The sequence below is a fragment of the Sphingomonas sp. Leaf22 genome (genome assembly GCF_001421715.1).
Classification (GTDB): domain Bacteria; phylum Pseudomonadota; class Alphaproteobacteria; order Sphingomonadales; family Sphingomonadaceae; genus Sphingomonas.
Genome location: NZ_LMKP01000044.1, coordinates 26,610 through 48,209 on the forward strand (window position 1 = coordinate 26,610; position 21,600 = coordinate 48,209).

At 66.3% G+C, this 21,600-nt stretch carries 17 protein-coding genes and 1 riboswitch; of the genes, 6 read left to right on the plus strand and 11 right to left on the minus strand.

The features are described 5' to 3' along the window. Positions 1 to 372 precede the first annotated feature (372 nt). The 11 genes from ASE70_RS17475 to ASE70_RS17525 all read right to left on the minus strand — a co-directional run bounded on the left by ASE70_RS17475 (position 373) and on the right by ASE70_RS17525 (position 13,573). On the minus strand, positions 373 to 1,161 hold the full coding sequence (locus tag ASE70_RS17475; RefSeq protein ID WP_056507603.1) for a phosphate/phosphite/phosphonate ABC transporter substrate-binding protein: 789 nt from the start codon (positions 1,159 to 1,161) through the stop codon (positions 373 to 375). Then, positions 1,154 to 2,011, minus strand: a complete 858-nt coding sequence (locus ASE70_RS17480) for a fatty acid desaturase (RefSeq protein WP_056507605.1) — start codon at positions 2,009 to 2,011, stop codon at positions 1,154 to 1,156. The genes ASE70_RS17475 and ASE70_RS17480 overlap by 8 nt, the downstream gene beginning before the upstream one ends. Before the next feature lie 311 nt (positions 2,012 to 2,322). Next, a complete protein-coding gene (locus tag ASE70_RS17485; RefSeq protein WP_235520043.1) occupies positions 2,323 to 3,279 on the minus strand; it encodes an FAD:protein FMN transferase in 957 nt (318 codons plus the stop codon). Between the two features lie 17 nt (positions 3,280 to 3,296). After that, entirely contained in the window at positions 3,297 to 4,142 is an 846-nt protein-coding gene (locus tag ASE70_RS17490; protein ID WP_056398077.1) for a DUF4198 domain-containing protein, read from the minus strand. A 20-nt stretch (positions 4,143 to 4,162) separates the two neighbouring features. Then, positions 4,163 to 4,651, minus strand: coding sequence for a DUF2271 domain-containing protein (locus ASE70_RS17495; protein WP_056398079.1), 489 nt, complete (start codon positions 4,649 to 4,651; stop codon positions 4,163 to 4,165). A 21-nt stretch (positions 4,652 to 4,672) separates the two neighbouring features. Further along, entirely contained in the window at positions 4,673 to 5,302 is a 630-nt protein-coding gene (locus ASE70_RS17500) for a PepSY-associated TM helix domain-containing protein (protein WP_056507607.1), read from the minus strand. After that, on the minus strand, positions 5,299 to 5,982 hold the full coding sequence (locus tag ASE70_RS17505; RefSeq protein ID WP_056398085.1) for a Fe2+-dependent dioxygenase: 684 nt from the start codon (positions 5,980 to 5,982) through the stop codon (positions 5,299 to 5,301). Before ASE70_RS17505 ends, ASE70_RS17500 begins: the two co-directional genes overlap by 4 nt. A 19-nt stretch (positions 5,983 to 6,001) precedes the next feature. After that, positions 6,002 to 8,401: a TonB-dependent receptor gene (locus tag ASE70_RS17510; RefSeq protein WP_200925678.1), complete on the minus strand. Its 2,400-nt coding sequence runs from the start codon at positions 8,399 to 8,401 to the stop codon at positions 6,002 to 6,004. A gap of 124 nt (positions 8,402 to 8,525) precedes the next feature. Further along, positions 8,526 to 9,554 (minus strand): methionine synthase, encoded by a 1,029-nt coding sequence (locus ASE70_RS17515; protein WP_056507612.1) that lies wholly within the window; start codon positions 9,552 to 9,554, stop codon positions 8,526 to 8,528. Positions 9,555 to 9,582: 28 nt separating this feature from the next. Further along, positions 9,583 to 10,560, minus strand: a complete 978-nt coding sequence (locus ASE70_RS17520; protein WP_056507614.1) for a putative oxygenase MesX — start codon at positions 10,558 to 10,560, stop codon at positions 9,583 to 9,585. Between the two features lie 127 nt (positions 10,561 to 10,687). Then, positions 10,688 to 10,911, minus strand: a riboswitch (cobalamin riboswitch). Between the two features lie 274 nt (positions 10,912 to 11,185). Beyond that, complete coding sequence (locus ASE70_RS17525) at positions 11,186 to 13,573, minus strand: TonB-dependent receptor (RefSeq protein WP_056507860.1); 2,388 nt, start codon at positions 13,571 to 13,573, stop codon at positions 11,186 to 11,188. A 172-nt stretch (positions 13,574 to 13,745) separates the two neighbouring features. Between ASE70_RS17525 and ASE70_RS17530 the strand changes: the two genes are divergently transcribed. The 6 genes from ASE70_RS17530 to ASE70_RS17555 all read left to right on the plus strand — a co-directional run bounded on the left by ASE70_RS17530 (position 13,746) and on the right by ASE70_RS17555 (position 21,573). Then, positions 13,746 to 15,545 carry an arylsulfatase gene (locus tag ASE70_RS17530; RefSeq protein ID WP_082451112.1) on the plus strand — a complete coding sequence of 600 codons (1,800 nt, stop codon included), beginning with the start codon at positions 13,746 to 13,748 and terminating at the stop codon, positions 15,543 to 15,545. Further along, positions 15,542 to 16,384 carry an SUMF1/EgtB/PvdO family nonheme iron enzyme gene (locus tag ASE70_RS17535; RefSeq protein ID WP_056398096.1) on the plus strand — a complete coding sequence of 281 codons (843 nt, stop codon included), beginning with the start codon at positions 15,542 to 15,544 and terminating at the stop codon, positions 16,382 to 16,384. The genes ASE70_RS17530 and ASE70_RS17535 overlap by 4 nt, the downstream gene beginning before the upstream one ends. Positions 16,385 to 16,507: 123 nt before the next feature. Further along, positions 16,508 to 17,284: a transglutaminase-like domain-containing protein gene (locus ASE70_RS17540; protein ID WP_056398097.1), complete on the plus strand. Its 777-nt coding sequence runs from the start codon at positions 16,508 to 16,510 to the stop codon at positions 17,282 to 17,284. A gap of 248 nt (positions 17,285 to 17,532) precedes the next feature. Further along, the gene (locus ASE70_RS17545) at positions 17,533 to 18,078 is read left to right on the plus strand and encodes an RNA polymerase sigma factor (RefSeq protein ID WP_056507616.1); all 546 of its coding nucleotides are present in this window, start codon (positions 17,533 to 17,535) and stop codon (positions 18,076 to 18,078) included. Next, entirely contained in the window at positions 18,048 to 18,980 is a 933-nt protein-coding gene (locus ASE70_RS17550; RefSeq protein WP_056507618.1) for a FecR family protein, read from the plus strand. Before ASE70_RS17545 ends, ASE70_RS17550 begins: the two co-directional genes overlap by 31 nt. Before the next feature lie 79 nt (positions 18,981 to 19,059). After that, the gene (locus ASE70_RS17555; protein WP_056507620.1) at positions 19,060 to 21,573 is read left to right on the plus strand and encodes a TonB-dependent receptor domain-containing protein; all 2,514 of its coding nucleotides are present in this window, start codon (positions 19,060 to 19,062) and stop codon (positions 21,571 to 21,573) included. The last annotated feature ends 27 nt before the right edge of the window (positions 21,574 to 21,600 follow it).

Consider the following 21,600-nt stretch of genomic DNA (forward strand, 5'->3'; position numbering starts at 1 on the left):
ATGGCGCTGCGCCAACCAAAGACCAGGTCCATCCCCGACCGTTAGCACAGTAGGTGCACGGTCATAGCAAGCCTGCGCATAAGCGGTCGTTTTCGATCCAATCCCGATGCTCGCGCGGGCTTGGCGACGGTCCGGCAGCGACCGCCTGTTCACGCAGAATGCCGTGGCCGGTGCCGGGATGCTTCGGGCTTGTCAGGTTCCAGGGCCGATCGACCTTCGGCGACAACTACGGAATCTCGTCATTCCCGCCTGCGCGGGAATGACGAAAGGGGATCGAACGCTATGCCTGCGGCCGCAGACCTGACAGCGGCCCGCTGCGTAGCGGTCACCCGCAGGGATGACGCGGAACGGTCGTCGCGCCGATCCGATCACTCAGGCCAACGCCGGATAGCCCGCCGCACGCGCGGCAGCGTCCTGCGCCAGGACGCGGTTGCGCAGACCGACACTATTCGCGATCATGCCCGTAATCCCGAGCTTCTTGGGAGCGTCGGCTACCGCCCGTTCCAGCGCGACACGCAACGGGATAACGATCTCCGCAGGCGTTGCAGCGGCTGTAACGAATGCCGGGGTCGCTGATGAGGCGCTTCGGGCCAACACCCGCAATTGTCCGGTCAGTTCGGGTTCGAAGCGGGAAAGCGCGGCGAATGTCACTTCATCGATCGCCGCAACATCCGCCTCGCCGGCCACGACCGCGACCGCGCTGGACCGGTGCGCGCCGGTCGTCAGGATTTTGCCGAAGAATCGCCCATGTTTTGCCATCGGCGCCACCGCATCGCGCAACAACGCCATGCCGGTGTTCGACCCCGCATCGTTGATTGCCGCCCGTAGCCCGCGCAGATCGGCCAAGTCGCACGCCGGATCGTCATGCCGCACCACGATCAGGCTGCGATGTTCGCCGGCTATGTCGGTCCCGGCATAGGCAGGATGGCCGAGCAACTGCAGACCGCTATGCTCCAATGCCCATGGCCGGGTGCAGATCATGCCAAGCAACAACCGGGGGTGGCCCCAGACCGCGGCAGTCGCCACGCCGCGGGTCAATGCCGCCGGCACGTGCGGGACGCCGGCCCTGAGCAAATGGTCGCGGATCGTCGTCCAGAACCGGTCGTTCGCCGCATGTTGTCCGGGATGATCGTACATACCCAGCCATGCGATCTCATCCATGCGGATGGCGCGCCGTGTCGTGCGCACGGAACGCGAACCGGCGGATCACATCGCGATAACCCTGATACCGCGGTTCGTTCCGTCCCTGCCGCCGCGTCTCGACAACCGGCAGGCGATACCACGGCGCGCCCGGATCGGCATGGTGCGCTGCGTGGAGATTATTGTTGAGAAACAGCAGCGCCAGCGGTCCGTGCGATATCACGGTCGCCGCGCGCGACGGCCCCGGCGCATCCGCCCGGTGCTCGGCAAACCCACGCAGTAACGACGCCGCCTGTCCCGGCAGCACGAAGCAGATCAGATAGGTGACGATCGGCAACTCGACCGCGCGCAGCCAGGTCAGTACCAGCGCAACGCCCAGCAGATGCGGCCCCCATTCACGCGCGAACGCCGCTGGCCGACGCCATGCCCGCGCTCCTTCGGTCGTGAGGAACAGCGCGATACTGGCGACCGGTCCGAGGATCATCTGCCCGGCCAGCGTGGATCGCAACCGCGCGATCCGCAACGTCCACCCCGTCCCGCCCGCGACGTAGCGCGATTCGGGGTCATGTACCGGATGGGTCGGCTCGGCCGAGCGATGATGCGCGACATGCGTGCGGCGATACACGCCATAGGGTAGCCACAGCGACAACGGCACCCCGCCGATCAGGTCGTTGACGTGGCGATGTCGCGTCGGATGACCGTGGATCGTCTCATGCTGCAACGATCCGTGCCATCCAAGAAACCAACCGCCGGCGAGCATCAGCAGCGGCACCGGCAATAGCCCATGGACGGCCGTCACCGTCATCCATCCACCATAGATTGCCACCGCCAAAGCGACCGTCGGCCATTCGATCTTCGTCGTCCGATTCATATTCCCATCTTATAGATGGGATAAAGGATGGCAAGTCCCGCTGCATTCCCTCCCCCGTTACCCGACGGACGTTCACGAGCGTTCGCGCCGAGCGTCCGGGTCGCAATATCCGCTTGCGCGCGAACGAGCGCGGACTAGCGTCGATCCGCGCGCCAACCGCCGGGGCCAGACGGTACCGATGCACGTCTCGGAACGGTCGACGCTGGCGCGCAGGCGGCAATTTCATGTCTATAGCGGTACGATGCCGCCCGGCTCGGGCGTTCGACGACCAAGGCTGCGCTGTGTTCGTACCGACCAATAACGATTGCCGGCTAGATCATCATCTTTTCGAACTGCGCAGTCAGTATCTCATCCATCGAAACACCGTTCCTCACGACGATACGTGCCGCGAGGTTCAGCGTTTCGATCAACCCTCTGTCCGGATACGCGACCAGGATCGCGGTTGCCTGGGCGTCGGCGAGCGCCGCGGTCCCGGCAACGACGCTGACGGACAAGACCCCGTTCGTCGCCGGGCGGCCCGTGCGCGGATCGAGTGAATGGTCGCCCCGGACATAGTTGCCCGACGTCGCGACGGCGCATTCGTGCAGCGCGAGGCGCAACGGCGGGTGTCCCGTGTCCAGCGGATCGTCGAGGTCGACCCACCACGGGTCGCCGTCCGGGCGCATCCCCCGCCCGACGCATTCCCCGCCGATTTCGACCAGACAATGCCGTACCGCCCGTTCGGCCAGCAGGTCGGCGATCGCGTCGGCGGCATAGCCCTTCGCCACGCCCGACAGGTCGAGCGCCAACCCGCCGGGCTGACGAAGACGCCGCCCCGCCGGGTCGCGGCGCAGGCGGGCCCATCCCCCGGCGGACCGCGCCGCGGCAATGGCCGCGATACCGGGTTCGGGCTGCGGTCCGGGCGGACCGAACCCCCACAGATCGACCAGACGCCCGATCGCGGGATCGAACGCGCCGTTGCTGGCGTGGGCCACCCGCAGCGACAGGTCGACCACCGCCGCAAAATCCGGCAACAGGTCGGCCCAGCCACCGGGGGCGAGCGCATTGAACCGGCACAGTTCCGACGACGGTTCCCAGTGACTCATCTGGTCGACGAGGTCGCGCAACCGGGCATCGATCGCGGCGCGCAGCCCGTCCCGGTCGGCCCCCGCGGGCAGCGCGCACGCCACCGTCCAGCGCGTACCCATCGCCACGCCGGTCAGGGTCGCTACGATCGCACCGGGATCGTGATCGGCGAGGGCCGCCGCCGACGGTTCGGTCGGCAGCACGATACGCGGGGTCAGGCTCAGGGCGTCGTCACCTCCAGCGTGGTGACATAGCCCATCCGCCGTGCGGTCGCGCGTGCGACGCTGGGCTTCGCATCCTCGTGCGATGCGCTGAGCCAATACATTCCCGCCGCCGGCCAATCGATCGCCAGCACGCCGTCGGTGCCCGTCGTCAACTCGCGCGCACCCTCCGCATTGCGATAGCGTTTGCCGCCCGGCACCACCGTCACCTTCAGCCCCGGTGCCGGCCGTCCGTCGACCAGGAAGCGGAACCGCGCCTGCTCGCCTGCGACCAGTTCGTCGGGATGGGTGACGAAATCGATCTCCAGCCCCTTGCCCGTCGGTTTCAGCACCGTGCGGGTCGGCTCGCCGGCGGTGACGAAAATCTCGTTGCGGTTGCTGGTCTCGATCAGCTTCACATCGGTCGCATCGGCGGGAATGTCGGCGACGGTCAGCGGCGGCCGGCGCACGCCATCGGGTCCCGGCGGTCCGCCGCGGCCGCCGACGCGCTTCTCCTCGCCATTCACCTTGAAGCTGCCCATCAGGCCCGACATCTCGGTCCCGATCTTCCACGTACCGGGCTGGTCCAGCTTCACGTCGAACACCGACCGGTAGCGGCCGGTCGCGCCATTCTGCACTTGCCCCGCGCTGCCGTCGGGCTGCCACACCTTGACCCCGTCCAGCCGTCCCGGCTGATGATCGGCATAGAACAGGTCGTTCGAGGCGGCGAAATCGACGGTCACCCAGCTATCGGTGCCGGAGAATACCGTACCGGACGGCAGCATCCACAGCCGATGCGCCGACACGACGGTGGGGATGGAGAACAGGGCGGCAGCGGCAAGCAGGTGGCGCGCGAAACGGGGCATGGGCAAACTCCTTCGAAGGGTCAGCGGGCGGTGAGCGTCACGGCACCCAGTTCGTGCGATCCGCTCGCACGGGCGGCCTTGGCGGGCACGGTCAGCGGCACCTGCACCAGTTCGCGGCCGCCGGTTTCGCGCGCGGCTTCGACGTTCAGTACATAGCTGCCGGGGCGCAGGTCGGCGGGCAGCGGGATGGTGTGGGCACCGGGCGCGCGGGTCGCGCCGCTCACGCCGTCGGCGGGCAGTTTCAGGCTGCGGCCGCCCTTGCGCCACCATGCGCGCAGATCGGCGAGCCATTTCGTCCCCGGCTCCGCGCCCGATTTGCGGACGTCGTACCACAGCGCCAGCGTCCGCGCCGCGCCGCCGCCCGCCGGTTCGACCCACACGGCGACATAGGGCCGGTGATATTCGGCGACCGACAGGCGCGGGATGGTGACGGTGATCGTCCCCGCAGGCGGTGCCGGTGCGGCGGCGACGGTCGCGCCGCCCAGAACCGCCAGTGACAGGATACGCATCAGGATATCTCCCCCCGAAAATCAGTGGATCAGGAACATGGTAAGGATCACCGGCAGCGCCACCCCCGCCGCCACCAGCGGCCAGGTCGACGGGCGACGCCTGGCATGGAGTTGCAGCAGCAGCAGCCCGGTGATCGAGAACAGGACGCAAGCGACGGCGAACACGTCGATGAACCAGAACCACGCGGTCCCGGCATTGCGCCCCTTGTGCAGGTCGTTGAGGTAGCTGATCCAGCCGCGATCGGTCGTTTCGGCGCGGATCGCCCCGCTGGCCAGGTCGATACTGACCCACGCATCGCCACCGGGACGCGGCAGCGCGACATAGGCCTCGCCATCGGACCATTCGACCGGATGCGCAGCGACGTTCAGCGTCACCTGCCGTTCGATATCGGCAGCGACGCCCGGCGGAATGGTCGCCTTTGCCTCGGCCGCCCTGCCGAGCGGACGCAGCAGGCTGGCGGAAAGCCGTCCCTGTCGTTCGGCGACGACCGGTTCGGCGGAGATCGTCGCGGCATGGTTCAGCGTGATGCCGGTGACCGCGAACAGCAACATCGCCGCCAGCGAGATGCCGGCGCTGATCCAGTGCCACGCGATCAGTTGTTTCGCCCACCATGCGCGCCAGTTGCGCCGGCGTTTGGCGGCAACGCTCATGCGTCGGCCCAGCGGCGCAGCAAATTGTGATACAGCCCGGTCAACTGGACCACCACCGCATCGCCCTGCCCGCGTTCCCCGCCCAATGCCTGGACCGACTGGTCGAGGTCGAACAGCAGCCGTCGTTCGCCATCGTCGCGGACCATCGACTGCGCCCAGAAAAAGCAGGCGGTACGCACGCCGCGCGTGACCGGGGTTACGCGGTGCAGGCTGGAGGCGGGATAGAGCACCATATGCCCGGCCGGCAGCTTCACCGTCTGCGGACCGAACCGGTCCTCGATCACCAGTTCGCCACCGTCATAGCTGTCGGGGTCGTCGAGGAACAGCGTCGCCGACAGGTCGCTGCGGATACGGAAGTCGGTTCCGGACTTCATGCGGATGGCGTTGTCGACGTGCAGCCCGAACGCCTCGCCGCCCTCATACCGGTTGAACAGCGGCGGAAAGACCTTCAGCGGCAGCGCGGCGGCGAAGAACAGCGGCGACCGTCCGAGCGCATCGAGCACGATGCCGCCCGCCTCGCGTGCGGTCGCGCTGTCCTCGGGCAATTGTCGGTTGCGCTTGGCCAGTGCGGATTGCGGGCCGGAGGTGACGTTGCCGTCGACCCACGCGCCACCCGCCATCAGCGCGCGAACGCGGTGGAGGGTGGCTTCGTCCAGCACGTCTGGAATTGCGATCAGCATCCGCCCCGGCCCGTCCCCGTCAGAAGTTGTAGTAGAGGCTGAGCACCGCCTGCCGCCGGTCGCCGGGCATCGCCCAGCCGCCGGTGACCGCGCCGGTCGTACCGTTCACGTTGCTGCGGATACCGGTCAGATAGCGTTCGTCGGTGAAGTTCTGGACGTTCAGCTGCAAGGTCGCCCGCTCCGCGATCGTATAGGCGAGATAGGCCCGGTGGATCAGGTAATCGTCCGCGCGGAACTGCACGGGCTGGAACGCATTCGGCACGTTCAGCGCGATCGACCCCTGATAGGTCAGGCCATAGCCCAGTTCGAGCCCGAACGGCAGCTTGTAGGTCGTGAACAGCGACCCGGAATGTTCGGGTGTCTGCACCAGCGTCGCCCCTGCCTGCGGATCGCGGACACCGGCGTTCAGGTCCCGGTCGGATATCGACTGCCGCACCCCACCGTCGAGATAGGTGTAGTTGGCAAAGATCGTCCACGCCGGCAGGATCGATCCCGACAGTCCGACCGCGATACCATCGACGCGCGCCCTGCCGTCCAGCACCTGCAACCCGGCGGGCAGTGCCGGATCGTTCGACGGCACCCGGTAATTGGTGCGTTCGTTGCGGAACACGGCGGCGGTCACTTCCAGCTTGCGCCCGAACAGCGCGGCCTTCACCCCCGCCTCGATATTCTCGGCGGTTTCGGGGGCCACCGCGCACGGATCTGCGGCACCGGCCGCGTTAGGCGTGGCCGACACCACGCCGCAACCCAGACGTACCGTCTGCGACGACGGCGTCTTCGACTTGCCGTAGCCGGCATAGATGCTGACCGCGTCAACCGGATGGAACACCACGCCGCCGCGATAGGAGAACAACCGTTCGTTCGAACGCTGCACCGCCTGCTGCGCCAGCGTCAACTGCGTGCTGCCCGGCGGAACGATCGCCAGCGGCAGGTTGCGGAACCGGGCGTCCTGCACTTCCCAGCGGACGCCGCCGTTCAGTTCGAACCAGCGGTTCAGCTCCAGCGTGTCGAACGCATAGACGGCAAGGTTCTGCGTTTCCGCTCGCGCCTGCGCCGTGACCGTCAGGTTGACCGGCCCGGTCCAGCGCGTGTCGGGATTGGCGATGGACAGGTCGGGAGGCGTCACCGCGACACCGGCCGCGGTACGCAACAGGCTGCCGCTGGTGATGTGATAGCTTTCGATTCCGCCCGACACGCCGATATTGGCGACGTTGCGCAAACCGCCCTTTTCGCCGGCCTCATGCCGCAGGTCGACCTGATCGTAGAGCAGGTCGTTGACCTGGTCGCGCGACAGCCCGCGCGGTCCCGACGGCCGCCAGTTGCCCCGCGCGAGGCCGGTCGGACAGGCGATGCCGACGGTCGCCGCCGCATTCGCGCCGACCGGCTGCAACCCGGTGGTGGACAGGCAATAGGTGCCCTGCGGCGCGCTGGTGACGCTGTCCTGCGCGACCCGCTGCCACCGGATCAGGTTGCGTACCGAAAGCTGGTCGTCGATCGCATGGCGGAACGTCGCGGTGAAGCGGTCGACCGTCTGGTCCTGCCGATCCAGATTGGCGATGCCGTAATAATCGGCGCGATCGACACCGGGCAGCACGCCGCCGCCGATCGGACTCTGGAAATACGGCACGCCATATAGCGGCGTGTTGCGGTCTTCCTGATGGACATAGGCGAGCGTGAGGCTGGTCGGACCGCCGATGCCGATCGTCACCGACGGCGCGATGCCCCAGCGTTCGAATTTCTCGACGTCACGGCCGGGCACGCCGTTATGGTGATAGGCCCCGGTCAGCCGCACCGCGACCAGATCGGACACGCGCTTGTTCGCATCGATCGACGCGCGGTAATAATCGTCGGTACCGACCGATGCCTGCACGATCGACAGGTCCTGCACGCCCGGCACCTTCGATACCAGATTGATCGTGCCGCCGACCGATCCCGATCCGTTGAAGACGGTGTTCGCGCCGTTATAGACCTCGATCTGTTGCAGGTTGAACGGGTCGGTCCGGCTATATTGGGCGGAATCGCGTACGCCGTCGACGGTGATGTCGTTCGCGGCCGAATACCCGCGCAGGTTGATCGAATCGCCATAGCCGCCGCCACCTTCGCCGGCACCGAAGGTGATGCCGGGAATGGTCTGGAGCGCGTCGCGCAGCGTCTGCAAATTCTGTTTGCGGATCGTCTGGTCGTTCAGGACCGTGATCGTCTGGGGCGTGTCGCGCAGCGCCGACGTCGCCTTCGGGCTTTCCACCTTCGCATCCGCAGCTTTTTGTCCATTCACGACGATCACGTCGCGATCGTCGACATGGTCCTGCGCCGTGATCGGTGCCGCCACCGGACGCACGTCCTTTTCCGCCGCCAGCGCCGGCGCGGTGGCGATGAACCCGACGCAGGTCATTGCGAGAAAGCTAGTCTTTTCGATCATGTCGTCCCCCTGTTGGACGACGCAGCTATTGCGAGTAAGTCGCAGAGTCAATGCTAATGAGAGCCATTCTTATGGCACGCTGCCTGTGCGCCTTCATGGCTCGCTGCCGACGACCCGCTCCCGGTCAACCCGTCAATTCCCTGCGAACGATCGCCGCCCCGGCCCCCAGTGCCTTCAGCTTGCCCTGTGCGACGCTGCGCGACAGCGGGGCCATCCCGCAATTGGTGGCGGGATAGAGCTTGTCGGCATCGACGAAGCGCAACGCGTTGCGCAGCGTGTCGGCGACCTGTTCGGGCGTTTCGATCGTATCGGTCGCGACGTCGATCGCGCCGACCATCACCTTCTTGCCGCGGACCAGTTCGATCAGGTCCATCGGCACGCGCGAATTCTGGCACTCGAGCGAGATGATATCGATCGTCGACTTCTGGAGGTTGGGGAAGGTTTCCTCATACTGGCGCCATTCGGAGCCGAGCGTCTTCTTCCAGTCGGTATTCGCCTTGATGCCATAGCCGTAGCAGATGTGAACGGCGCTCTCGGCCGTCAGTCCTTCGGCCGCACGCTCCAGCGCGGCGATGCCCCAGTCATTGGCTTCGTCGAAGAAGACGTTGAACGCGGGTTCGTCGAACTGGATGATGTCGACGCCGGCCGCCGCCAGTTCGCGGGCTTCCTCGTTCAGGATGCAGGCAAATTCCCATGCCAGCTTCTCGCGGCTCCGATAATGCGCGTCATACAGGGTATCGATCATCGTCATCGGTCCCGGCAGCGTCCATTTGATCGGCTGCTCGGTCTGCGCACGCAGGAAACGGGCGTCGTCGACGAAGACCGGTTTCGGTCGCGAGACGGCCCCGACGACCGTCGGCACGCTGGCGTCATAGCGGTTGCGGATGCGCACCGTCTCGCGCTTCTCGAAATCGACACCGGCCAGATGCTCGATGAAGGTCGTGACGAAATGCTGGCGCGTCTGTTCGCCGTCCCCCAGAATGTCGATCCCCGCCTGCCGCTGATCGTCGACCGCCAGACGCAAGGCGTCCTGCTTGCCCGCGATCAGTTCGTCGCCCTCCAGTTTCCACGGCGACCACAGGGTCTCGGGCCGGGCGAGCCACGAAGGCTTGGGCAGGCTGCCCGCGGTGGTCGTCGGCAACAGGGTCGTCATGATGCAAAATCCTTCGGGTAGCGGGGAATCACAGGCCGCAGGTCGCGGACCAAAGCCGGAGCGCCGCGCCATGCGGCTTGATGACATGCTCCTCGGCGAACTTGCCCTGCCGGGCGGCGAGCCGGCTGCGCTCCTCGCGATCATAGACGATGCGGGTCAGCGAATAGTCCTGGTAGGTCAGGCTCGGCCGATATTGCGCGGCGGCGACCGAATTGGCGTTGTAGATCTCCGGCCGATAGATCTTCTGAAAGGTTTCCATCGTGGCGATCGTGCTGGCCAGTTCGAGGTTGGTGTAATCGCTGACCAGATCGCCGATATGATAGAAGGCCAGCGGCGCGACGCCGTGCGGCGGCATGAAATAGCGCACCGTCATGCCCATCTTCGCGAAATAGGCGTCGGTGGCCGAGGCGCGGTCGGTTCGATACTCCAGCCCGAGGATCGGATGCGTGTTGGCGGTCCGGTGATAGACTTCCTTGCTCGACACGCTCAGGCAGATGACCGGGGCCTTGCGGAAACGGTCGCGATAGGCGCTGGAACCGACGAACTGCCGGAACAGATTGCCGTGCAGATCGCCGAACCCCTCGGGCGCGCCGCCGCCCCCGGCCCGGAGGTGATCGGGCAGGACGACGCTGAAGTCATAGTCGCGGACATAGGAGGAGAAGTTGTTGCCGACCATGCCGTCGGTCCGCTCGTCGCGGGTCCGGTCGACGACGACGGTGTGCAGGATCTCGATCAGCGGAAAGGGTTCGGCGTCCTCGCCGGTCCGGAGCGCGGCCGAAACGATGGTCAGCTCCAGCGTATAGCGATCCCCGGTGGGATTGTCCCAATGCATCAGCGCGTTGAAGCGATGGTCGATCATCGCCAGCGTGTTGCGCAGATTATCCCGGCGGCTGTCCCCCCGCGCGAGATTGGCGAAGTTGGTGGTGATGCGCGTGTTGTCGGCCGGACGATATTCTTCGTCGAACGCGATGCTGCCGAGCGTGAACGTGAAGCCGCTATTCGTCATGACTCAACCCAGGCTTTGCGGGCGGGAGGTCTGGCGAAAGCGCGCGGGATACGGACGGGCCGGAACGGCATCACGCCACGGACCGTCGCATCAAGCGCGATCCACCGGAGGAACCCCCGTCCGAGGAACGTTATGGCGTCGAAAGGCAGGTCTCCTGGCTCACGGGTCGCTGCGGTGGCTCCGGCCTTCCCAGGCTCCTTGCGGGAACCCAGTGACACGAAATGGAGCCGCCGCTCGCCGCTTACAGTTGCGGGGGCAGCGCCGGATTCTGCCCCGAAGGGCACCACCGGCTTCCCGTCTTAGCCCCATCACCACGCCTGGGATGGGGAACCTCGACGCGGGCGTTCAACACCATCGGGCCGACCCTGTCAATGACGATATAAAGATATCTTTATATCACGACTTCGCTCGCGGAGCGAAGACGGGTACGGCGACGGTCGGTGCTGCGGGCAATGCCGAAACATCCGATCGACAGGAGCCCGATTGCCCGCAACGCTGCAGCGTTCAACCGCGGGGTTGCACGAGATTCGACGTAAACGGGCAGCAGGTCATGGCGGGCCGACACCCGCCATGCTGCTCCTGTATACCGGCCATTCGTTCGGGAACGCCGCCGTATCCGGCCGCATCACAAGCGTGTGCGCAGGGTGATGCCATAGGTTCGCGGGTCACCCAGCGTACCGGCAATTGCGCCGGTGTTGGCGGCGGAGCGTGACAGGAAATACGTCTCGTCGGTCACGTTGCGACCCCATAGTTGGATATCGAACAGCCCGTCCCCGGTGCGAAACCCGAAGCGCAGGTTCACCAGGTCATAGGCCGGGATCACCGAGTAGCGGCTGAGACTGGCGGTGGTGTTGGTGTTCGAGCGATAACTGTAATCGCTGCCGAAATAGACCTCCCCGCCCCGCCCGGCCATATTGGCGATCGGTGCGCGGACCTCGCCGCCCGCCGATGCTGCCCATTCCGAAACGCCCGGCAATCGCTGCCCCGACAGGTCGCACAATGTCCGCCCGGTGATCTCGATCGGGCAGGGCGCATTGGCGTAGGAGATATAGCGCGCATCGTCATAGGTGCCCGATGCGTAGAGCGTCAGCCACCGCGTCGGCGTCGCGCGCACATCCCCCTCGAACCCGCGCGTGCGGACCTTGGCGGCGTTGGTGAAGAAGCTGACGCCGTTGCGTTCGATATCGATGATCGTCGTCTGATAGTCTTTCACATCGGTCCAGAAGGCGGCGGCATTGGCGGTCAGCCGCCCGCCGAACCACGTCGTCTTCACGCCTGCTTCGTAGCTGTCGATCGTCTCGGGCGCGATCACCGGATTGGCGGCGAACTGCCCGGTGGTGGTGATGTTGGCGAGGTTCAGCCCGCCGAACTTGTTGCCGCGTGCATAGGTGACATAGCCGAGTACCGGCTCGGCGACCTTCCACGACAGCGTCGCCTGTCCCGACAGCCGCCCTTCCCTGGTTTCCGCGTCATAGCGATTGGCGATGCCGTAGCGCGACCGGATCGTCTGTGCCGCCGCCTGCTGCGCCGCGGTCAGCCCGGCCAGCGACCGCCCGGTCGCGACCTGATCGAAATACCCGGTCTTGGCCTCATAGGTATAGCGCAGCCCGGTGGTCAGATCGACGCCCGGCACGACATGCCATGTCGTCTGCGCGAACGCGGCATAGCTGTCGGTCACCGGCCGCGACTGGCTGACGACATTATACTCGTTCAGCGCCGCTGCGCCGACCGCGGCATTGGTGGTCGGCGGCAGGAACCAGTCGGCGGCACGGGTCCCGTAGCGGTTGACCGCCTCGGCGCGGATCGACTGGTAGAGATAATAGAGGCCCGCGACATAATCGACCGGCCGGTCGCCGTTCGACGCGATGCGCAGTTCCTGGCTGACCTGTCGCTGCTCGTTGCTCTGGTGGAAATCGGCCCCGGCATCGATGCTGGTGCTGTCGCCGTCGTTATGCGGATACCAGTTCCACGCGCGATAGGCGGTGACCGACGTCAGCGTCGCCGCACCCAGATCGAGATCGGCGGTCAGGTTGATACCATGCTGGTTCATCGCATAGCGCGGATTGGCATCGACATCGGTGGTGCGCAGCTTCGGGTTGGCCGGCACCGGCGTGTAGCCCAGCCGCGCGGCACGGTCGTAATAGTTGTTCGCGAAGTTGGTGCCGTTGTCATAGCTGCGGATCGCGCCCAGCAGGATCGTGCCGGCGGTGAACGAACGCTGCCGCCCCCAATCGCCGATCAGCCGCAGCGTCAGCGCGTCGGTCGGTTTGTACAGCAGCTGTCCGCGCAGATTCAGGTCGTGGAAATCCTGTCCCAGCCGTCCGTCGAAGCGGTTCGGGGTAAAGCCGTCGCGATCGGTCTTCGACACGAACAGCCGCGCGGCAAGGCTGTCGGTGATCGGTCCCGAGACATAGGCATGCAACTGGCGGAACCCGACATTGCCGAGCGACACGTCGCCGCCCGCCTCGGGTTCGAACGTCGGGGCCTTGGTCGTGACGACCACCGCACCGGCCGAGGTATTCTTGCCGAACAGCGTCCCCTGCGGCCCGCGCAGCACCTCGATCCGCTCCAGATCGGCAAGGTCGAACACCGTTTGTCCGGGCCGCGCCAGATAGACGCCATCGACATAGACGCCGACCGCCGGCTCCAGCCCGTCATTATACACCGCGACATTGTTGCCGAGACCGCGGATGTTGATGCTGGTGTTGCGCGGGTTGGTATTGGTGACGACCAGGCTGGGGGTCAGCTGTTGCAGGTCGCGCAAATTATAGGTCCGCGTCGCCTCGATCTGCGCCGCCCCGAACGCGTTGATCGCGATCGGCACGTCCTGACTGCGTTCGGCGCGGCGGCGTGCGGTGACGACGATATCCTCGCCGCCTGCCGCTGCCTTGGGTGCCTCGGTGTCGACTTCGTCGGGCGTCGGCACCGGATCGGCGGCAAAAGCGGGGGTGGCGAACAGGGCGGCACCGGCGAACAGCGACAGGCGGCGGGCGCGGGCAGGCGGAATCGGCATCGATGGTCCTTCGTCGAATGGCGGCGGCACCCGCCGGACCGCCACTGGCTAGAATAGGGACGCCACCAAAACGAACGCACTTATTCCCATCGATCTGATATATATTCTTTATTGTTGCATTTCGCGTGGGAGCTATGCCGGGCATGTAACCTTCGCCACCTTCGGAGACCCCATGCCGGCCAAGCCCCTGATCGCCGCCGCCCTCCCCGCGCTGCTGTTCGCGCTCCCCGCCACCGCCGCACCCCAAACCCCGCCGGCCCCGGCCGCGCCTGCGGTCGCACCCAAAGACTCCCCCAATTTCCTCGTCATCGTCGCCGACGATCTGGGCTGGTCCGACCTCGGCGCGTTCGGCGGGGAGATCGCGACCCCGAACCTCGACGCGCTGGCGCTCTCGGGCGTGCGCTTCACCGGCTTCCACACCGCACCGACCTGTTCGCCCACCCGCTCGATGCTGATGAGCGGCGTCGACAATCATCAGGCGGGCCTCGGCACCATGGCCGAATTGTTGAGCGACGCGACCCGCGGCCGGCCCGGTTACGAAGGCTATCTGAACGACCGCGTCGCCTCGATCGCCGAACTGCTGCGCGCCGGCGGCTATACCACGCTGATGTCGGGGAAATGGCATCTCGGCCTGACCCCCGACCGCGAACCGGCGGCGCGCGGGTTCGACCATAGTTTCGCGCTGCTGCAGGGGCTGTCCAACCATTTCGGCGCGGACCAGAATGCGGCATGGACGAAGGCCGAGCTCGAACCCAGCTACCGCGATGACGGCAAGCCTTCCGCCCTGCCTGCCGGCAAATATTCGACCGACTATTTCGCCGACCGGTTGATCGGTTATCTCGATCAGGCGAAGCGCGCGGGGGACGACCGCCCGTTCTTCGCCTATCTTCCCTTCACCGCCCCGCACTGGCCGCTACAGGCACCGCCGGAAACGATCGCCAGGTATAAGGGCCGCTACGATGCCGGCTACGAAGCGTTGCGAGATGCCCGGCTCGTCCGGCAGAAGCGGCTGGGGCTGGTCCCGGCGGACGCCGTCGCCCACAGCACCGAACAGGTCCGCCCATGGGCCTCGCTGTCGCCGGACGAACGCGCGATCGAAGCGCGCAAGATGGAGGTCTATGCGGCGATGGTCGACCGGCTCGACCAGAATGTCGGGCGGGTGATCGCGGCGTTGAAGGCGCAGGGTCGCTACGACGATACGATCATCCTGTTCCTGTCGGACAACGGGCCGGAGGGTAATGAGATCGACCGGCCCTCCCCCCGGTTCAAGGTCGCCGACCCGAAGGCACCCCCGGTCGATCCCGACGCGCCGACGCCCCCCGATCCGGCCCTTCGCATCGACAACCGCCTCGCCAATATCGGTGCGGCGACCAGCTATGTCGGCTATGGCGCGGGCTGGGCACAGGCCAATTCTACCCCCTCCTGGCTGGTCAAGGGCTATCCGACCGAGGGCGGCATTCGTGTCAGCGCCTTCGCTGCGGGCAAGGGGGTGGCCGGCGGCGGACGCATCGCCACTGCCAACCTCGACGTGCGCGACATCGCGCCGACCCTGCTCGACTATGCCGGCCAGACGCAGCCGGCGACCTATGCCGGACGCCCGATCGTGGCGCATCAGGGGCACAGCCTGCGCCCGGTCCTCGCCGCCACCGCTGCCGAGGTGCGCTCGACGGACGAAGCCGTCGGCTACGAACTCTTCTACCGCCGCGCCTTGCGCAGGGGCGACTGGAAGGTCGTGTACCTGCCCGCCGGGACCAACCGCTACACCCGCAAGGGGGTCAGCACCGGGCGCTGGCAGTTGTTCGATGTCGCGCGCGATCCGGGGGAGACGCGCGATCTCGCAACGGCCGAGCCGGCACGCCTCACCGAACTGGTCGCGGCCTATGACCGCTATGCCCGGGATAAAGGGGTCGTTCCGCTCCCCGACGCACCGGCACCGGCCGCCACGGGTGCCGCCACGGGTGCGAAACCATGAGGCGGACGGCGGTGCTGCTGCTCGCGGCGGCGGCACTGGTCTCGACCGGCGCGTACCGCCCGACGCCCGGCTGCGATGCGACGGACCGCTGCGTCCCGATCCCCGCCGGCACGGTACTGCTTGGCGAGGACGGTGCCGGTCGACCTGGCACCGCGACCTCCGTCGCCGCGTTTCGCATCGACGCGCATGAGGTAACCAACCGGCAGTTCGCCGCCTTCGTCGCCGCCACCGGGCATCGGACCCGTGCAGAACGCGACGGCGGGTCGGCCGTGTTCGTCGCTCCCACCGAACCGGTCCCGCTCGACAATGCCGCGCGCTGGTGGCGGTTCGTGAAGGGTGCGGACTGGCGCCATCCGCAGGGGCCGGGCAGCTCGATCGCAGGGCGGTGGCAGGACCCCGTCGTGCATGTCGATCGATCGGACGCCGCCGCTTACGCCACATGGGCCGGCGGCTTCCTGCCAAATGTCGAACAGTGGGAACGCGCCGCCCGCGGCGGGCAAGCGACGCCGCGCGACGCGATGGCGTGGGCGTTCGATCATGGCAAGGCACGGGCCAATGTGTGGGAAGGCGTCTTCCCGCTGATCGATACCGGCGCCGACGGCTATGCCGGTATCGCACCCGTTGCCCGGTTCGCAGCGAACGGCTTCGGCGTGTACGATATGGTCGGCAATGTCTGGGAATGGGTCGCGGGCGATGGCGCCGTCGGACAGGTCAAGGGCGGCAGTTTCCTGTGCGCCACCAACTATTGCGCGAACTTCCGTCCCGCCGCGTTCCAGGCGCAGGAACAGGACTTCCCGACATCGCATATCGGGTTCCGCGTCGCCTACAGCCCGAAATGACCCACCCGACCCCATTTTCGGCCGTTCGGCAGGCACCTTGGCAGTCCAGCGGCGGGCGTTAGTCCGCACGCCTACGCGGTAAAAAAGGGTGCACTATCGGGTGCGTTCGTGCATCGCATCGATATGAAGATCCGGATCCAGGCCAAGCTCGATTATCAGTTCGAGCACCCCACCGACATTCTGCTGCAGGTGGAGGCCGCGGCCATCCCGGAGCAGACGATCGAAGAAACGCATATCGACATTTCAGACAACCAGTATCTTGCCCGGGTGGATGCGCAGGACTCCATCGGGGAGCGCATATGGCTGCGAACGCAGGGTCATTTCACAGTCGATTATCGGGCAACCGTGTCAATTAACCGGCTATTGTCCGATTGCCGGACGCTGCGGATGGTCCCGCATCATCGCCTGCCCGGCGAAACCGTCCAGTACCTGATGCCATCGCGCTACTGCCCGTCCGATCAGTTCCAGAGCTTCGTCGATGCCGAGTTCGGCGGATTGGAGGGCGGTGCGAAGGTAATCGCCATTCGTGACTGGGTGAAGACCCACTTCAGCTACGTGCCGGGCGCGAGCACTGCGGAAACGACAGCGGCGGACACCTTCATACGTCGGCAAGGCGTGTGCCGCGACTACGCTCACGTCGTCATTACGCTGGTTCGCGCGGCTGGCATTCCAGCCCGGATCGCCAGTGTCTACGCTCTCGGCGTCGAGCCGCAGGACTTCCACGCCGTCGCCGAGGTCTTCATCGGCGGCGAATGGCATCTGGTCGATGCAACGGGCATGGCGCAGGAAGCAGCGATGGCCAAGATTGGCATTGGCCGCGACGCCGCCGATGTCGCCTTCCTCACCGCCTACGGGAAGGCGGTCATGAACGCGCAGCTGGTCGCAGTCGAAGCAGTATAGCTGATCAGGCAATCCGGTTTGACGGCTCCGCCCCAATAGTGGCCGTTGGCGGAAGCGTGCCGACCTCCCGCAAGCGGATATACCTTCACAATCGGCTGCCTGGGGTATGCGTGATGGTCAAGCCGTTCCACCGACGCGGTGTTCGATAGTATGCATCGGCGCTGTCGCGGTCGCGTCACATAGCTTGCATAGGAGCAACCGCGACGTTCGAGGGTGACGGGTGTGAGTTGGCTCCGCGACATTGATCGATGGTTCATGGCGGAGGTGCTGCCGTTCGGCCGGCCTATCGTCGCAAGGCAACGCTGTTCTGCGGTGCCGGTGAAGCGGACGATCTGGTGCAGGAGGCCTATGCCCGCGTGCTGGCCACCGCCGATTACCGGTCGATCCAGAACCCGCGTGCCTTCGTCCTGACGATCGTCCAGAATCTGGCGATCGAACGGCTGCGTCGGGCGCAGGTCGTGTCGATCGATCATCTGGCGACGCTCGACACACTGGCGCTTGCCGATCCGGCCCCGGACGCCTTCGGCGTCGCGGCGGGCAAGGCGGATCTCGACCAACTGTTGCGGCTGATCGACACGCTGCCGCCGCAATGCGCGCGGGTGGTCCGTTTGCGAAAAATCGACGGACTGTCGCCGGGCGGGATAGCGGAAATGCTTTCCATCTCCGTCTCTACCGTGGAAAAGCATCTCGCCAAGGGATTGTCGCTGCTCACCACGGCGATGCGGACGGCGGGATCGGACGCGCAAGAGAACAGCCGGAGCGAATGGACGACCACGCAGCAGGTACGGAACTGACCGACGGGGCGGCGGCATGGCTGGTGGCGCTCGACGCGGGCACTGCCGATCGTGCCGCGTTCGAACGATGGCGGGATGCCGATGTCAGGCACGCCGTCGCCTTTGCCGAAGTCGCGGCGACATGGCGCACGCTGGACGGGGTGCGCGCGTTGCGACCGTTGCAGCAGCCGGCGCAGCCGATGCCTGCCCCACGCCGCGCGTCGCGTCGGATGGTCCTGCGCGGGGCGATCGGCACCGGTATCGCAGTGGCGACGGGCGGCGGCTTCGCCTACAGCGCCTATGCCCGCGACCGGGCGGAAACCGGGGTCGGCGAACGACGGATGATCCGCATCGACGACGGATTGACGGTCGATCTCAATACCGACAGCATCCTGTACTGGCGGACCGGCGGCGATCGTCCGACCTTGTGGCTCGATCGGGGCGAGGCGGCGATCGACTGTCGCAATGGCGCGACACCGATCGACCTGCGCACCCCGTCCGGGCACCTGAAACTGGGCGGCGGGTCGTTCAACGCGCGACTGGGCGCATCGGAATGTGCCCTGACCGTGCTCGACGGCAGCGCGGCCGCCGGCGACCGTACCGCACACGGCGGCGAACGGCTGTCGCTCACCGCCGATACGGCACGGATCGAACCGGACGACGATGCCGCGATCGAGCGTATGCGCGGTTGGCGGCAGGGGGTACTGGTGCTGGAAGGCGACCGGCTCGACCATGCGCTCGCCGAATATAACCGCTATCTGCGGCACAAGATCGCGATCGGCGAACCGAAGCTGGCCGGTCTGCGCCTCGGTGGCCGCTTTTCGACCAGCGACGTCGGCGAGTTCCTGTCGGCGATGCACGCGAGCTTCGGCATCGTCGCGCGACGCGATGCCGATGGTACGATCCTGCTGGTCACCGCATAAATAAATTTCGGGATCGAATGGCGGTTCCGTACCGCTGATCCGTCGTTCCATCCGAACGACAGAGTGTTCGGGGGATTTCATGTTTCGGTATCTGAACGGCGTCGCACTGCTGTGCGCGGCGGTGCCCGCTGCTGCCCAGGCGGCGGAGCGGACCTATCATTTCGACATCCAGGCGGGCGATGCCACCACCGCCTTCAACCGGTTTTCGCAACAGGCCGGGGTGCAGATCCTGTTTCCCTACGATGCGTTGGCCGGGCGGCAGGTGCGGGCGCTGCGCGGCACCTATACCCGCGATGCGGCGCTGCGGCGGCTGATGGCGGGGCAACCGCTCGAAATCCGGACGCAAAGCGCGACGATGATCGCCTTGCGCGCTGTCGCTCCGACCGCCAGGCCCCGCCCGACCATCGTCGGCGAGGCGACCGCGCCGGAACCGGAGACGCAGGAGATCATCGTGCTCGGACGCGGCCAGTCGCGCCAGAGCCAGACGCTGTCGCCGCGCGAACTCGCCAAGGAAGCGCCGGGCACCTCGCCGCTCCTGACGCTGTCCAAACTGTCCGGTGTCGATTTCGTCTCGTCCGATCCGCTGGGCGCATATGAATGGGCGCAGCAGATCACCATCCGCGGCTTCACGACCGATCAGATGGGCTACACGCTCGACGGCGTGCCGCTCGGCAACATGCAGTATCGCAACAACAACGGCCTTTCGATCGGTCGCGCGCTCATCACCGAGAATAATGGTCCGGTGACGCTGTCGCAGGGCAGCGGCGCGCTCGGCACCGCGTCGACGAGCAACATCGGCGGGACGATCGATTTCACCTCGCTGGCCCCGACCGACGATTTCGGCATCGACGTGGCCCAGACCTATGGCAGCGCCGATACGTGGCGCAGCTTCGTCCGTGCGAACAGCGGCATCCTGCCCGGCGGCGGGCGCGTGGCGCTGTCGTTCGCGCATCAGCATACCGGCAAGTGGAAGGGTGCGGGCAAGCAGCAGCAGGACCAGTTGAACGTCCACTATGTGCAGCCGATCGGCGACGCGGTCACGGCGACCACCTATCTGAACCTGCAAGACCGACGCGAGGACGATTATGCCGATGTGTCGTTCGATCTGGTGAACCGGTTGGGCTGGGACGTCGACAACGTCACCGACAATTTCGCGCTCGCCGAAACGCTGGCGCGTGCATTGCAGAACGGCACCGCGGTACCTGCCCCCTATAAGAACGCCGACGACGTCTATTACAATGGCGGCGGGGTCCGGCGCGACATGCTGACGTATGAAAAGCTCGCCTATCGGCTGTCCGACACGTTGAGCGGCAGCACGACGGCCTATTGGCATCTCGACAAGGGCATCGGCACCTTCGCCAGCCCCTATGATCCCAGCCCCGCGGCGTTCGGCGGATCGCCGGTGTCGGTATCGGCGGTGAAGTACGGCATCGACCGCAAGGGTGTCGTTTCACGCATAGCCGCCGATCTCGGCGACCATCATGTCGAAGGCGGCATCTGGGTCGAGGACAACCGGTTCCACCAGCAAGCCTATTATTACGGGCTGACGGCGGGTGTCGCGCCGAAACGGTTCCAGAAATTCTACCAGAACCCGTTCTTCACCCGCTGGAACTATCGCTTCACGACGAAGGTCATGCAGCTCCATCTGGGCGATACGTGGCAGGCGACCGACGCGCTGAAGCTGAGCGCGGGCGTCAAGGCACTCGTCACCAGCAACACAGCCGAGACGATCACGAGCCGTCAGCCGATCGACGGCACGATCCGCGCCACCAACTGGTTCCTGCCCACGCTCGGCGCGCTCTACCGGATCGACGGCAACAACGAGGTGTTCGCCGACTATACGCGCAACATGGCCGGCTTCGTCGCATCGGCCGCCAGCGGCCCGTTTTCCACGACCCAGGCCGGGTTCGACTTCATCCGCGACGGACTGAAGCCCGAGACGACCAGCACGATCGAGGGCGGCTATCGCTATCACGACGCGGCGCTGCAACTGTCGCTGACCGGCTATCACGTCCGCTTCGCCAACCGGCTGCTCGCCTCGTCGATCAGCGCGACGGTGGTCGGCAACCAGAACGTGCTCCAGAACGTCGGCAGCGTGACGTCCCGCGGGGTCGAGGGTGCCGCCAACTGGCGGTTCGCGCCGGACTGGTCGCTTTATGGTAGCTGGGGCTACAACGTCGCGACCTATGACGACGACGTGATCGTCCCCGGCCGCGCAGCGGTGCTGATCGCGGGCAATCAGGTCGTCGCCTCGCCGCGCAATACCGGCAATCTCGAACTCGCCTATGACGATGGCCGGTTCTGGGGTCAGGCCGGTGGCCATTATCGCAGCCGGCGCTTCTATACCTTCACCAACGACCGCCCCGTGCCGGGCGCGGCGACGGTCGACCTGTCGGCGGGCTATCGCCTGACGGGCACAAAGGCGCGGCCGGGGGCCGAACTGCTCGTCAACGTGGTGAACCTGTTCGAGCATCGCTATTACGCCTCGCTCGGCACCAGCGGGTTCCGCAACAGCGACCCCGACGGCACCTACACCACCTTGCAGGTCGCCCCGCCGCGTCAGGCCTATGCGACGATCCGCGCCCATTTCTGACCGACCGGAACCACGGGCGGCGCGATC

Bases quoted from the DNA above. Each gene is read 5' to 3' on its own strand.
- ASE70_RS17475 (WP_056507603.1), bottom strand. From the start codon at position 1,161: ATGGATGAGATCGCATGGCTGGGTATGTACGATCATCCCGGACAACAT.
- ASE70_RS17480 (WP_056507605.1), bottom strand. From the start codon at position 2,011: ATGAATCGGACGACGAAGATCGAATGGCCGACGGTCGCTTTGGCGGTG.
- ASE70_RS17490 (WP_056398077.1), bottom strand. From the start codon at position 4,142: ATGCCCCGTTTCGCGCGCCACCTGCTTGCCGCTGCCGCCCTGTTCTCC.
- ASE70_RS17495 (WP_056398079.1), bottom strand. From the start codon at position 4,651: ATGCGTATCCTGTCACTGGCGGTTCTGGGCGGCGCGACCGTCGCCGCC.
- ASE70_RS17500 (WP_056507607.1), bottom strand. From the start codon at position 5,302: ATGAGCGTTGCCGCCAAACGCCGGCGCAACTGGCGCGCATGGTGGGCG.
- ASE70_RS17505 (WP_056398085.1), bottom strand. From the start codon at position 5,982: ATGCTGATCGCAATTCCAGACGTGCTGGACGAAGCCACCCTCCACCGC.
- ASE70_RS17510 (WP_200925678.1), bottom strand. From the start codon at position 8,401: ATGATCGAAAAGACTAGCTTTCTCGCAATGACCTGCGTCGGGTTCATC.
- ASE70_RS17515 (WP_056507612.1), bottom strand. From the start codon at position 9,554: ATGACGACCCTGTTGCCGACGACCACCGCGGGCAGCCTGCCCAAGCCT.
- ASE70_RS17520 (WP_056507614.1), bottom strand. From the start codon at position 10,560: ATGACGAATAGCGGCTTCACGTTCACGCTCGGCAGCATCGCGTTCGAC.
- ASE70_RS17525 (WP_056507860.1), bottom strand. From the start codon at position 13,573: ATGCCGATTCCGCCTGCCCGCGCCCGCCGCCTGTCGCTGTTCGCCGGT.
- ASE70_RS17530 (WP_082451112.1), top strand. From the start codon at position 13,746: ATGCCGGCCAAGCCCCTGATCGCCGCCGCCCTCCCCGCGCTGCTGTTC.
- ASE70_RS17535 (WP_056398096.1), top strand. From the start codon at position 15,542: ATGAGGCGGACGGCGGTGCTGCTGCTCGCGGCGGCGGCACTGGTCTCG.
- ASE70_RS17540 (WP_056398097.1), top strand. From the start codon at position 16,508: ATGAAGATCCGGATCCAGGCCAAGCTCGATTATCAGTTCGAGCACCCC.
- ASE70_RS17545 (WP_056507616.1), top strand. From the start codon at position 17,533: ATGGTTCATGGCGGAGGTGCTGCCGTTCGGCCGGCCTATCGTCGCAAG.
- ASE70_RS17550 (WP_056507618.1), top strand. From the start codon at position 18,048: ATGGACGACCACGCAGCAGGTACGGAACTGACCGACGGGGCGGCGGCA.
- ASE70_RS17555 (WP_056507620.1), top strand. From the start codon at position 19,060: ATGTTTCGGTATCTGAACGGCGTCGCACTGCTGTGCGCGGCGGTGCCC.